The sequence below is a fragment of the Sporosarcina sp. FSL K6-1508 genome, from assembly GCF_038007465.1.
GTDB lineage: Bacteria > Bacillota > Bacilli > Bacillales_A > Planococcaceae > Sporosarcina > Sporosarcina psychrophila_B.
Genome location: NZ_JBBOXF010000001.1, coordinates 4,261,560 through 4,274,119 on the forward strand (window position 1 = coordinate 4,261,560; position 12,560 = coordinate 4,274,119).

The window sequence follows — 12,560 nt, forward strand, 5'->3', positions numbered from 1 at the left end:
GGAATAGCATTTTCTATTTTATAAACTAATAGGGTACTTGGTCAGAGACGTGCAATAACTTCCGACAATTCACTTTGACACGTATTCACTTTTATCGATTCTATGATAATCAGATAGTTGAATCACTCGAACGTTGCCTGTGTTCAGCTCATGATAAATCCCTCTGCTATCCCGAAACGAAATGTATTGGTCCCGCTCGCTTCGAATCAGCTCCTCTGCTGCTTCTTGAGACTCCATATGAATAAATCTTCTGATATAATGCTCTTCATCAAAGAAGTATGTGATTTTAAATTCTTTCATACTATCTACCTCCCGATTTTCATAAGTAGGATAAATCCTTCAACGAACCCAGCCCATTTTCAGTAAGGTTTCTACACTTACTCTGAAATTTCAGCCTGTCCATTTCTCAGCATCCCTATTCTTCAATTTCCGAAAACCACCATCAAAAAACGAACTTCGAAACTATGATACACTTAATTCGGGTAATGAATGGCTGATGGCAAACAGTCCAGATCATTGGGGAATTGTAACATTCAGGTTAATCAGCGGTCTGTATATATTTCTATAATAGAGGGAGGGTTACTGTTGACGATAGATGGACCAATCAAAAAATATGATGAACTGCCTGACATGAGAGAGTTTATAGTTTTATTGGATAGTACACAAGGACTTGTATTCCAGAAGTAAACGATTCAAACAACAGCAAATTCTAGTAAAACTCCCCCTATAACAGCAAGTTCTTTATCCAATGATTCTATAAAGAATTGCTCTCTCTATCATTCTTCTTTAATGAGGGCGTAATATCCCTCCCTTCTGGCGATTAATACATACACCCAATATGCTGCTTTATGCCCGATTCATTTTTAATCCGGATAACTGGAAAAACTGAGGAGGAACTAAGAACATGACACTTTTCAAAAAAGTAACTGGACTTGGAACGGTTGCACTTTTGGCACTTGGACTTGCAGCCTGCAACAGTGATAACACAAAAATCGATGATGGTAAAACTGCTGAAACAACCGTAACGGCCGGTGACTCTGTTGACCACACAATTACAGGGATCGATCCCGGCTCAGGACATATGGAATTAACAGCAAGAGCTCTTAAAGAATATGACCTGACAGATTGGAATCTCACATCAGGCTCAGGCGCCGCAATGACTGCTGCTTTGAAAAAAGCATACGATAAAGAAGAACCTATAATCGTAACTGCCTGGAGTCCACATTGGATGTTTTCAAAATTCGATTTAAAGTATCTGGATGATCCTAAACTGGTCTACGGCGACTCTGAAGAAATTCATTCGATTGTTCGCACAGGAATGAAGGAAGATCTCCCTGAAGCTTATACAGTATTTCAACGATTTAATTGGGATATGGATGATATGGGAGAAATCATGATTGCAATTGAAGACGGGACAAAACCGGAAGAAGCAGCACGAACATGGATTACCAGCAATAAAGAAAAAGTGGCGGTATGGACAGATGGCGTACCTAAGGTGAATGGCGATGAGATCAATCTGGTGTACGCCCCTTGGGACAGCGAGCTTGCCAGTCATAATATGATGAAACTTGTCCTTGAAGATCTTGGTTATAATGTCAATTTGTCGATGGTGGAACCAGGTCCTATGTTCTCAGCAATTGCTGATGGAAGTGCTGATGCAACTTTCGCTGCTTGGTTGCCGAATACCCATAAAACTTATGTAGATAAATTTGATGGTAAGTTAGATGATATTGGTATTAATATGGTAAACGTAAAACAAGGATTAGCTGTGCCGACCTATATGAAAGATATCAATTCCATTGAAGATTTAAAAAAGTAATTTTATAAAACCAGCCCATTGCTTTTAGCGGTGGGCTGATTTGCATTCAACACCCCTTGTTTTCATATATATATGTTGAATTAAAGAATCCCATTGAATCTGCTGTGGCACTCAATAATGAGAGAGTTGTAATTCGGGGGTGGATTGTTGAACGCTTGGCGCTTCGGGGATGCCAGGGTGTTCATTATCGAGAGAAATGTGATATTGAGATTTAGTATGCCAAGATTATAAGGTGATTACTAATTGATGCTATATAAATTGAAATAAAAATTTCCATTGAACCGCTACGGCGCTAGGGGATGCCTCCCTCCATAAGCCAAGCAGCTGCGCCGCCAGTCTTATGGCTTCGGCTACCCCTGTTAAGGCGCCTTCGCTCAGTTTATACACCGGAATCAGTATTTCAACATATATAATTATATTCAAGAAAGACGCACGCTAGATTGCAGATTTCATCACAGATAACGAATTGTGCTTTCTCAAATAGACCATCCAGCGAAGGAGCGTCTTCGTGGTAGCCGGAGCGATAAGACTGAAAGTGCTCTTCTTTCTGGCTTATCGCGGGAGGCATCCACAAAGCGTCGAAGCGGTATTAGCAGGAATTCTAATTCATTCCTCATGTTTTGGGACATTCGTTGATCACATTCGATCGATTTATGACACTCCTGGTTGTAGGTCTCATCCCCGAAAATGAAATGCGCTTTCTCACATCGACTATCCAGCGAAGGCGCGTCTTCGTGGTAGCCCGAGCGATAAGACTGAAAGTGCTCTTCTTTCTGGCTTATCGCGGGAGGCATCCACAAAGCGCCGAAGCGATATTAGCGGGATATTTAATTCATTACTCCTGTATTGGGACATTCGTTGATCACATTCGATCGATTTATGACCCTTCAGGTTGTAGGTCTCATCCCCGAAAACGAAATGCTCTTTCTCACATAGACCATCCAGCGCAGGCGCGTCTTCGTGGTAGCCGGAGCGATAAGACTGAAAGTGCTCTTCTTTCCGGCTTATCGCGGGAGGCATCCACAAAGCGCCGAAGCGATATTAACAGGATTTCTGATTCACTCCAAGTATGGAGATATTCGTTGATCACATTCGATCGATTTATGGCCCTCCAGGTTGTAGGTCTCATCCCCGAAAATGAAATGCGCTTTCTCACATCGACCATCCAGCGCAGGCGCGTCTTCGTGGTAGCCGGAGCGATAAGACTGAAAGTGCTCTTCTTTCTGGCTTATCGCGGGAGGCATCCACAAAGCGCCGAAGCGATATTAACAGGATTTCTGATTCACTCCAAGTATGGAGATATTCGTTGATCACATTCGATCGATTTATGGCCCTCCAGGTTGTAGGTCTCATCCCCGAAAATGAAATGCGCTTTCTCACATCGACCATCCAGCGAAGGCGCGTCTTCGTGGTAGCCGGAGCGATAAGACTGAAAGTGCTCTTCTTTCTGGCTTATCGCGGGAGGCATCCACAAAGCGCCGAAGCGATATTAGCAGGAACTCCAATCCTCTCCAAGTATTGGGTCATTCGTTGCTCACATTCAATCGATTTATCCCGCATTAACGGGCAGTAAGACCCCCACTTCAAGTCTTCAAGGAAACAAGAAGAGTAAGTGGGGGATCAACTGCCCATAAAAGCCCGAATGGTTCAACTAACAATCAGTGGGGGATGAGGAAAACCCCCACTGATTGAGTTTCACTTTATGACACTCCAGGTTGTAGGCCTCATTCCCGAAAACGAAATACATTTTCTCAATATAGACCATCCAGCGCAGGCGCGACTTCGTGGTAGCCGGAGCGATAAGACTGAAAGCGCTCTTCTTTCTGGCTTATCGCGGGAGGCATCCACAAAGCGGCGAAGCGGTATTAGCAGGAATTCTGATTCTATCCATTGTAAAGCGCCTATGCCGTATTCATTTGTTCAACATATATAGCACGGATTATCACCGTTAGTTTTCACATAGTCTTTTGACAACTGTTTTTTGCTGTGGTTTGATTATATAACAGGTTGACAATTAAACTAGCTATGTCGAAATGAAGAATCACATTGAATCCGCTTATGGCGCTATCAGTCTTATGGCTACAGCTTCCCCTTTTAGGCGCCTTCGCACATTTTATATAGATATTCATTTGTTCAACCTATATAGCTATCACTTCTTTGGGAAAGTGGGTATATACCTAAAATGACAATTCATACTGCAGAATTGAAAAACTTATCAATCGGATTACCGAAAAAAATGAAATATGGTAATGGTAAAGAAATGGATACTGGTATATGTAAAGATATGATTCAAGAGACCTTTTTAACAAAAGATGGATTTCAGGGAGATGGCGTAGCGGATTTGCGCCATCACGGGGGCCTCGATCGCGCTGTTTGTGTCTATCCGCATGAGCATTATTCGCTATGGGAGCAAGAGCTTAATAACCCTTTACCTCCGTCAGCTTTTGGAGAAAATATAACAGTCACTAACATGTTGGAACAAGACGTTCATATTGGTGACATCTTCCGGCTTGGGGATGCTGTTATTCAAATAACGCAAGGCAGAATTCCATGCAGCACGATTACAAAGAGAACTGATATGCCTCCCCTTCTCAAAAGAATGGTGGAAACCGGGTTCACAGGTTATTTATGTCGTGTTTTAGAAGAAGGCGCTGTGCGAAAAGATTCGACAATTGCATTGGTAAAATCTCATCCGAAACAGGTATCCATCCTTTTTGCGAACCAGATTTATTTTCATCACCCAAAGAATATTGAAGGCATAAAAAAAGTGTTAGACGTTCAAGAATTGGCTCTGGACTGGCGTGAGCGGTTGACCAAGCGATTGGAGCAATTAACAAATCCAGTTTAAAAATTTTCTACCTGTTTTTATTGGATTTACTAAAAAAGCAATTCCACATGGATTTCACTGTGGAATTGCTTTTTTGTTTATTTCAATAAACCCACCTTCAACTTTCCGGGTCAATCAAGTAATTTGCTAATTGATTCTTCACTGTTCACCAAAAGACTAGTCGAGAACTTTGCATAGACGTCTACATTGTTACCAAGTCATCTCAATCAATTGCTTCATCGCAGAAGGTTTGGTCTCGCCAGTTTCTTTATCGATTATGGATGTGTACAAATGTGGGATGACGGTTTCTGCACCATTATCCAGACATGTTTGTACAATTATATGGACATTATCCAGCGTAATGCCGCCTGTTGGTTCAATGATTTTGATACCCGCTTTTACTGCTGCCCGCGTCATGACAGCTAATTCTTCCAGCCTCTTTTCACCTTCGATAGGATATAATTTGACAGAAGAAATCCCCAGTTCGGCAATCATAGCTGCCGCAAGTTCGCATGATACCCTTTCTCGGTAGACCGAACTAACTGGACCTGTGGAAATATACACTTGACCAGGCATGCCAGTCGGTTCGACCAAAGAATTGATCACGGGAACATTTTCTGTAGTTTGTTCCATTCTTCCAAGCGTATAACCCGATGCCGGGAATACTTGGTTAATATGATCTGGTAAAGTTGCCACAGATACATTTGCAACTTTTTTCCACATATTAGGATCACCTGCACCTAATCCCACTGAAACGAGGATATTATTATCCTTGAATTCTTTTACTAACTCGATAGCAGCCTCTTCTGTCGGGAAGTTCTTGACCATTACCCCGACTAATACACGTTCCTTCGCAATTTCCACAAGCTCCTGTGCATTGTTCAAATCCTTGGCCAGCACGTTAAAAACGACTTGATGTTTAAATGACATCATCTCACTCCTTGAGCTAGAACTAGTTTGATTGTTTCTGCAATGATTTCTTCTTGTCCCTTAAGTAAGGGCCTTGGATCAACAGATAATATTCCAATGTTCACATAATGATGTCGTAAAAAAATGGCTGGATTTCCTGACTCCAATGCATGTAACAACGCTTCTGCGTCCATGCCAGCTTCTTTACTATCCACTTCAATATTTGCGCGGTAAATCGCTCTACCTGCCTCATCCTGTTTGACTGAGCATGTTAATCCCGAAATCCCGTTTAAATCATTGCAGAGTTTCTCCATTTGACTAAGTTGATCCTCTACATCTGTAGCTTTATCGGCATATTGCTTAAGAGCAACAATCAATCCAGCCATTCCTTCTTTTCCAATCTTCATCGGACGACCAATTCCTTTATATTGCTTCCGGCATGCTTCCATTAATTCTTTTCTACCACAAATGAACCCTGATGTTGGACCTTCCAATGCCTTACCGCCACTATATATCACGATGTCCGCACCCATCGCAATATATAGTTTGAAATCCTCTTCTGCTGCAGCGTCAATAATGATTGGAATGTGATGCTTCTTCGCAATTTCGATCATTGTTTCAATCGATTGCATCCCTTTTTGAATCGCATGATGAGATTTAATATACATCAAAGCAGCAGTGTGTTCATTGATTGCTTCTTCGATATGCTGTGCCTCCACTTTGTTTGCTTGACCGACTTCTACCACTTTGCCGCCGCCCAAACTGATCATCTGTGCGATACTCGCTCCAAAATGGATTTGCTGCCCTTTTTGAACAATCACTTGATTTTTCAAGCCATCTGAATTCGGTAATCTTTCGATATGTGTCAGGTTTTTACCGGCGATGATTGCTGCCGTACTAATTGCAATTCCCGCCGCTGCGCCGCTCGTTGGACAGCCATCCTCAGCTCCTGTAACTTCACCAATTACAGTTCCTGTAAGTTCCATGATTTCATCGATATCGACATAATCTTGAGAAGCCTCTTTCAATGTTTGTGCAACTTCCTCACTAACTGCTGAAGCACCAAGAGCCGTCATTTTTCCACTCGCATTAATAACTTGTTTTAATCCTAATCGTTTAAAAACGCTCATCTTTTTCACCTCAGTCTAATGGAATCGGGAAGAATGCTCCAAAAAGCATTGCTCCTAAAATTGCTCCGCCTACAATAGGCTTCTTTCCTGCGTAAAATAGAGCAGCTCCAATAACAGCTCCAACACCAATTGGAATAGACGCAGATGCGGCGGAAATGATAATTAAAGGTCCTAAAAATCTTCCTGATGCATTTCCCGCTCCCATCATCACATCTGCTCCAAAAGTAGAATTTGATTGACCGACTGTAAGTTTACGTATCACAATTACAATATATCCTATAGCAAGACCTAAAATAGCACCCGTCAGCAAAGCTAGCCCAAAGTTTTCAAGTGGTGCGGTGATTCCAGAAGCAAGAAGTAATGCAGGTACTCCTATTCCGAGCCCCGTTTGAATCGCCCCGCCAATATCTAATATCCCAACAAGGGAACCTTCCAAAATACGTGCGAATAGAAAACTTGCCCCAAATGCTGCCGCTACCCCATAGCCGCCGCCCTGCATACCTACTTCAAGCATCGCAACAATCGCAACATCATTAAACGCCCCGATTTTATAGACATAATACATATGGGTTCCCGCAAATACGCCGGATGACAAAAGGGCAACAAAAATTGGAAATGACCAGTCAGCGTACCAAAAACTTTTCATATTAATTTCATTGTTCTCCCCCACCTACTTCACCTCATATCCGATTAATTTGTGTAAATTGATCAACCATTCAGGTGCTTCAAGATTAAATCCTTGCAGGAACTGAATATCGAATCCGCGGAAAAATCCACTAAATACAAACAATAAGATAACAGAAGCCAATAACGTCTTCGTAATCTTGTTCCAACCGCCATCATCTACGCCTTTCCCGATTAAAATCCCCAACACGACACCAGGTACTGCATTTCCCATAACCATATGTGCCGCCCCGCCGAAAATTGTCCCCCAAATTCCGGAGCGTTTACCTGAATCCAAGGCAGCCAACCAGAAAATTACCGGCATAACAGGATTAATGAGCAAGTTCGCTGCTGGAACCAATACTTTTAACGCAATTGCTTGCAACGATTCAGGAATTGCTGAAGCCGTTGAATTCAAGAATGTAACTACGAGTACTCCGATAATCGCTCCTGCAATTGCCATCTTCTTTGGATTATGCAATGTATCTTCTGCACGTTTCCCTTTTCTCATTAACACAGCTGCCGCCCAGTTCGGTATAATGCGGTGGTCAACGTCTTGTGTGAACGCACCGGCACCAACTGAAGATGCCCATGCATTAAAGAAGAATCCTAAACCGAATGAAAAGTGTGACGCAGCGTCCCCTGCGCATGCATTTAGCTCCCCCAGCGTTCGAAATGCGCCCATCCCTTGTGAGGTAGGAGCGTGAAACATCCGGGCTGCACCGGCACCTACGCCGAATCCCACAGCTCCTCCAATAATGATGGACTTAATGATGATCGCGACTATTTCCACTGTTATCCCCCTTTTATTCCAATATGACTATCCGAAAATATTGCTCTTCAAACTGTTTCCTTGTTCAATTTTTGTGAAATTGATTTCTTCCACATCTAATAGAAATAATTTTACGTCTACTTCAAGTACGACTCTGTATTTACTTCTTTCACGTGGTGCAAAGATGAACAAAAAGCGTTCAATATAGGAAGTTTCCATCGCTTCTACGACATCAACATTTACAGGTTCAATTCGAATAATCATATTTCCTTTATAGTCTTTCATAATTTTCTTCTGAATATTTCCAAGGGCAAAATTGAGTGCTTTTTCTTTTGAATCCCCTTTCCCCTCAATCCGGACCTTTGTTTCAATGACCTTTCTCATAACATCAGCCCCTTAGTTTAATGAATTCTTCCGTGAGTCTTCTCCCTAATTCTTCCGAGTCATTGAAGCCAAAACCAAGAACTGTTTTTCCTTCCCTAAGCGCTGTTAACCCCTCGTCAACAGAACGCATGCCGTATTGTGCAGGGTATCCATATTTTGACTGCGCTGTAATCGCCCCTGCTCCCCCGCTGCCGCAGAAAGAAATGCCCATATCCGCATTCTCCTTATTCATCGTATCTCCCAGTTTCATATCGGCAGCCATTCCACTAATAACGATTGCCTTGCCTCCAGCTGCCTCTACGCCTTTTCCAACATTTTGTCCTTTTCCTAAACGATCACCAATCACCACAATAATTTTACTCATCCTTTATTCCCCCTATTTTTTAATTTAATTTTGCAGTTTCAAAATGAATCGACAAAAGATACTTTTCATCATCTTGTAACTCACTAAGTTGCTTGCAAATATCACTTGCCATCTCAATGGAATCTTGAGAGACTTCTTTAAAAATTTCTTTTTCAAGCGCAGGAATCTTTTCCTTATACGTCGAACGATAAACCATTCCAGAAACGTGTGAAACGAATGACAGCCACTGCGTTTCAGTCATTTTAATCTCCTTATCTCCTAAAACTTTTTGTGAATAGGCTAAGACTTCTATACATAAGTCTGCATCACCGCTTTTACCTATTAGCTCGTGCTCCTTTAAACTCTGTGGATTCATCGTTGTACACTACCTTCCCATTTCTCAACACCATATACGGTTTAAGTATTTGATTTACTTCAAGTTCCGCTCCCTCTGAGTCTATTAAGATTGTCCGTTGCTCCATTTTTTTAAAAATCGTAATATCGGCTGTTGTTCCCAGGGCGAGCGTTCCTATATCCCTTGTCCCCAAAGCATTTGCCGCTCCCAATGTGACCGACTTTACTACCTCAATTAACGGGACTCCAAGCTCCAATAGCTTGGTCATCGTATGCATTAGGCTACAAACCGGATTTTCATAGTTTTTAATATATATATCTGTACTGGTTGTAAATGGATTATTATATCTCTCTCTGAATTTCAGCAACGTTTCATAGCTAAAACTGGAGGTGCCGTGTCCGATATCGAATAATACGCCCCTCTTTAAAGCGTCCAGCGCTTCTGGTATAAGCTCGCCACTCGCATCCATAATCCCATGCTTCTTCCCATGAAATGCGTGTGTTACGATATCTCCTTTACGTAGAAGGGGGAAAATTTCTTGTAGATTTGGAGGTGGGTTTCCGATGTGGACCATAATTGGAACGTTTAGCCGATCCGCTACTATACGGGCATGTTTGAGAGGTTTAATGCCACTATTTTTAACAACACTCCCACTCATTCGTGCCTTCAACCCAACAATGCTTAGTTCCTTGTTAAAAATCTCTTCTGCTTCTTCCAGGCTCATTAAATCTTCCAGATTTGCTAGTTCAGAAAGACCGCTAGTTAAACCTTTTCTTGAGATATTAAGGAATGCAAGAACCTCTGTTTGACTCGGTTCAACCACTTTTTCCTTAAAAGCCGCATAATCTGAATAGCCGGCACTGCCTGCATCCGCCACTGTTGTCACGCCCTGCTCTATGCCAACCAAATCCGCATCAATCCCAAGTTCGGTATGTCCGGTGAAAATATGAACATGCATGTCAATGAAGCCTGGCGAAACATAGCATCCTTCAGCATCGATATATTTTACATTTTGGGAACGATTCTCTTGCGGTGCTACCAGTACTCCGTTTCGCACTGCAATTTCTTTTATTTCAATTGTGTCTTGTTCTGGATCAATAACATATCCGTTTTTTATGATGATTTCATCTATCATAAGAACACCTCCAGCTAGTTTAAATAGTGCAGTATTGCAATAATTTCTGCTTCGTGTGTTTTCAACTCATGCGCTTCTAAAATGTCTTTAATCTTTTTAATAGCTTCCTTGTCATATGAATGATTGTGGGAATTTGAATAGTTATCGTATTGTTTGTCGAAATAATAGCGATGGACCATTAAAAAAATATGTAGCATAAGTGCCTGCTTCTTTGAAACCCCTATTTCATCCGTAAAAGCCAACTGAATTTCTTGGTTAATCTCAAAGCCTTTTAAGATAATTTCTTGACTGATGAATTCAGGATCAAGACTACTTATTTTTTCATCATTGCTTTCCAGTAAATTGTTAAATTGAAAGTTTTTATAACGAAGTAATTCTTTCACCTTACTTTTTATTGTTTCAATATCCCTTTTACTTGGTAGCGGATCTACGATTACTATCGGAAGATCTGTTTCAATTGGAAAGACGCTAATGATGAAATCAACTTCTTCTTGGATGCAAATTTCATCCACTTCCATAATCGAACAATTTTTAACGATTTCAATATCAAAAATTTCTCTTTCAACTCGATTTTTTATAAGACGCGCCACGCCTCTTCCGGTCGAGCAAACATATAACGTGCGGATTTTCCCTTTTTGATTGAATCTCTTTTCGAAAGAGACAATGAAATGGAGCACAATTAACGATACAAATGAATCCGGCACTGAAACTTTTTGGGGCGTCAGATATATTTGACACGCTTTTTGGATAGTTGAGAATAAAACTAAGTAGTTTTTCTTTAATTCTTTGGTGAAAGGGTTGATTTCAGTAAAATTGATTTCCCCTTTTTGAAAACGTAAAGAAAGATGAGCAAAAAGATTATTATAAAGTTTTGGGTCCTTATGGTAGTGGATTCCCTGTATATCGCTGACATATTGGATTATCTCTTTTGTTACCTTAACGATGTCAATTTGATTGAGATTGTTATCTCTATCTCCCGTGATATAGCGGTATTCCTCTTCAAACAAAGGATATTGCATTTGCGCATAGACCTTTTCCATTAGCTGAACCGTTAAATTAGTGTGATCTGCTTTATTTAAAATGCGATAGTCTTTCATCGTAAATCCAGCGTTCATGCGAGTAATCGAGATTGTCAGTCTGAACAAAATTCTCAAGACATCTGATTCATGGAGTACATGCTTAGGTTGTGATGAAAACAACTCAGCCATCTGCTTTTCAACGACTTTATAAAAAGGGAGGATGTCTGCAAATAACATAGGATCTTCAGCTAAAGTATCCCTACTGGTAACTCCACTCATAATTTTATAGACTTCATTATTTGTCAAATCAGCATGAATCAAATGCTCGAACAGTAACCTTAACGAAAGTTCTTCACCTATAAGTTTATAACCGGTTCCATGTTTTCTTTCTAACTCGATTTTCCAAGGTTGAAGCAATTCAACCAGTTGCTTAATATCATTCAAAGATGTATTCCTGCTAACATCAAGCCTCTCGGAAAAAGTAGATGCAGTTATATATTCTGTGTTTACTAGCATATACAAAATCATTTTCGCTACTCTTGCTTCTTGATTTAGATATACATCTGTTCTTTCAATTTCCGGCAGACTATGAATGATTTCTACTCTTTTTTCCTCACCGCACTCAATCCAAATCCCTTTATTAGGCTGTGAAAACACCTCGATCCCTTGAACATGAAACCACCCTTTCACGTCCTCCAAGTCATACTTAATCATTCGTGTGCTTACATTGAATTCTTCTGCCAAATCCTTCAAGTACACAGAACCATTGGTTTCTAATAGCTTCGCCAACAACTGAAACCCTCTTACAGTCAGCATCCCTATCACCCCCCTATAGTTATTTGGGTTTCTTCTGATACACAAAACGTGAGAAATGCACAAGCTTTTGGTCAGTGCCACTGGTGTCTAAATATGACAGATTACCATTCTCACGTTATCCACAGTACGTTTTTTTATAATTTCCTAAGCAGACACATGACCATTCCCTTTACTCTGAATCCGTAAAAAGTCAGAAAATAAATAGTTGTTTACATTCTCTATTTTAAACTTTCCACCAATTTAGATAAAGACAAAATCCTTTCCTCATAGACAGGGAAGGATTTTGGGGGCTTGGTAAGACATATATCACCATCCTGTTCAATACTAACCGCCATCCAAGTGAAATGGCAGAAGTCTCTTTAGTAGTAGTCAGCATGATAACTTAAAA

General features: G+C 40.9%; 12 protein-coding genes. 2 read left to right on the forward strand and 10 right to left on the reverse strand.

The window, feature by feature from the left end; genetic code table 11:
• Positions 1-69: 69 nt before the first annotated feature.
• Positions 70-300 (reverse strand): hypothetical protein, encoded by a 231-nt coding sequence (locus tag MKZ11_RS21855; RefSeq protein ID WP_340796453.1) that lies wholly within the window; start codon positions 298-300, stop codon positions 70-72.
• Positions 301-904: 604 nt separating this feature from the next.
• On the opposite strand from MKZ11_RS21855, the gene MKZ11_RS21860 reads away from it, so the two are divergent.
• Complete coding sequence (locus tag MKZ11_RS21860; protein WP_340796454.1) at positions 905-1,819, forward strand: glycine betaine ABC transporter substrate-binding protein; 915 nt, start codon at positions 905-907, stop codon at positions 1,817-1,819.
• Positions 1,820-4,001: 2,182 nt separating this feature from the next.
• Complete coding sequence (locus MKZ11_RS21865) at positions 4,002-4,667, forward strand: MOSC domain-containing protein (RefSeq protein ID WP_340796455.1); 666 nt, start codon at positions 4,002-4,004, stop codon at positions 4,665-4,667.
• 189 nt (positions 4,668-4,856) lie between these two features.
• Here the strand turns inward: MKZ11_RS21865 and MKZ11_RS21870 are convergent, their stop codons facing one another.
• The 9 genes from MKZ11_RS21870 to MKZ11_RS21910 are packed head-to-tail and all read right to left on the reverse strand — an operon-like array spanning position 4,857 to position 12,172.
• Positions 4,857-5,576 carry a KDGP aldolase gene (locus MKZ11_RS21870; RefSeq protein ID WP_340796456.1) on the reverse strand — a complete coding sequence of 240 codons (720 nt, stop codon included), beginning with the start codon at positions 5,574-5,576 and terminating at the stop codon, positions 4,857-4,859.
• Positions 5,576-6,685 (reverse strand): DgaE family pyridoxal phosphate-dependent ammonia lyase, encoded by a 1,110-nt coding sequence (locus MKZ11_RS21875; protein ID WP_340796457.1) that lies wholly within the window; start codon positions 6,683-6,685, stop codon positions 5,576-5,578. The genes MKZ11_RS21870 and MKZ11_RS21875 overlap by 1 nt, the downstream gene beginning before the upstream one ends.
• A gap of 10 nt (positions 6,686-6,695) precedes the next feature.
• The gene (locus MKZ11_RS21880; RefSeq protein ID WP_340797084.1) at positions 6,696-7,331 is read right to left on the reverse strand and encodes a DUF4310 family protein; all 636 of its coding nucleotides are present in this window, start codon (positions 7,329-7,331) and stop codon (positions 6,696-6,698) included.
• Positions 7,332-7,355: 24 nt separating this feature from the next.
• Entirely contained in the window at positions 7,356-8,141 is a 786-nt protein-coding gene (locus MKZ11_RS21885; protein ID WP_340796458.1) for a DUF4311 domain-containing protein, read from the reverse strand.
• Positions 8,142-8,168: 27 nt separating this feature from the next.
• Positions 8,169-8,504 carry a DUF4312 family protein gene (locus MKZ11_RS21890; RefSeq protein ID WP_340796459.1) on the reverse strand — a complete coding sequence of 112 codons (336 nt, stop codon included), beginning with the start codon at positions 8,502-8,504 and terminating at the stop codon, positions 8,169-8,171.
• A gap of 4 nt (positions 8,505-8,508) precedes the next feature.
• The gene (locus tag MKZ11_RS21895; RefSeq protein WP_340796460.1) at positions 8,509-8,868 is read right to left on the reverse strand and encodes an SFCGS family glycine-rich protein; all 360 of its coding nucleotides are present in this window, start codon (positions 8,866-8,868) and stop codon (positions 8,509-8,511) included.
• A gap of 19 nt (positions 8,869-8,887) precedes the next feature.
• Complete coding sequence (locus MKZ11_RS21900) at positions 8,888-9,223, reverse strand: PRD domain-containing protein (RefSeq protein WP_340796461.1); 336 nt, start codon at positions 9,221-9,223, stop codon at positions 8,888-8,890.
• The gene (locus tag MKZ11_RS21905) at positions 9,183-10,337 is read right to left on the reverse strand and encodes an amidohydrolase/deacetylase family metallohydrolase (protein WP_340796462.1); all 1,155 of its coding nucleotides are present in this window, start codon (positions 10,335-10,337) and stop codon (positions 9,183-9,185) included. Before MKZ11_RS21905 ends, MKZ11_RS21900 begins: the two co-directional genes overlap by 41 nt.
• A gap of 14 nt (positions 10,338-10,351) precedes the next feature.
• Complete coding sequence (locus MKZ11_RS21910; protein ID WP_340796463.1) at positions 10,352-12,172, reverse strand: BglG family transcription antiterminator; 1,821 nt, start codon at positions 12,170-12,172, stop codon at positions 10,352-10,354.
• Between the last annotated feature and the right edge of the window lie 388 nt (positions 12,173-12,560).

Bases quoted from the DNA above. Each gene is read 5' to 3' on its own strand.
- MKZ11_RS21855 (WP_340796453.1), bottom strand. From the start codon at position 300: ATGAAAGAATTTAAAATCACATACTTCTTTGATGAAGAGCATTATATC.
- MKZ11_RS21860 (WP_340796454.1), top strand. From the start codon at position 905: ATGACACTTTTCAAAAAAGTAACTGGACTTGGAACGGTTGCACTTTTG.
- MKZ11_RS21900 (WP_340796461.1), bottom strand. From the start codon at position 9,223: ATGAATCCACAGAGTTTAAAGGAGCACGAGCTAATAGGTAAAAGCGGT.
- MKZ11_RS21910 (WP_340796463.1), bottom strand. From the start codon at position 12,172: ATGCTGACTGTAAGAGGGTTTCAGTTGTTGGCGAAGCTATTAGAAACC.
- MKZ11_RS21865 (WP_340796455.1), top strand. From the start codon at position 4,002: ATGACAATTCATACTGCAGAATTGAAAAACTTATCAATCGGATTACCG.
- MKZ11_RS21905 (WP_340796462.1), bottom strand. From the start codon at position 10,337: ATGATAGATGAAATCATCATAAAAAACGGATATGTTATTGATCCAGAA.
- MKZ11_RS21875 (WP_340796457.1), bottom strand. From the start codon at position 6,685: ATGAGCGTTTTTAAACGATTAGGATTAAAACAAGTTATTAATGCGAGT.
- MKZ11_RS21890 (WP_340796459.1), bottom strand. From the start codon at position 8,504: ATGAGAAAGGTCATTGAAACAAAGGTCCGGATTGAGGGGAAAGGGGAT.
- MKZ11_RS21870 (WP_340796456.1), bottom strand. From the start codon at position 5,576: ATGTCATTTAAACATCAAGTCGTTTTTAACGTGCTGGCCAAGGATTTG.
- MKZ11_RS21880 (WP_340797084.1), bottom strand. From the start codon at position 7,331: ATGAAAAGTTTTTGGTACGCTGACTGGTCATTTCCAATTTTTGTTGCC.
- MKZ11_RS21895 (WP_340796460.1), bottom strand. From the start codon at position 8,868: ATGAGTAAAATTATTGTGGTGATTGGTGATCGTTTAGGAAAAGGACAA.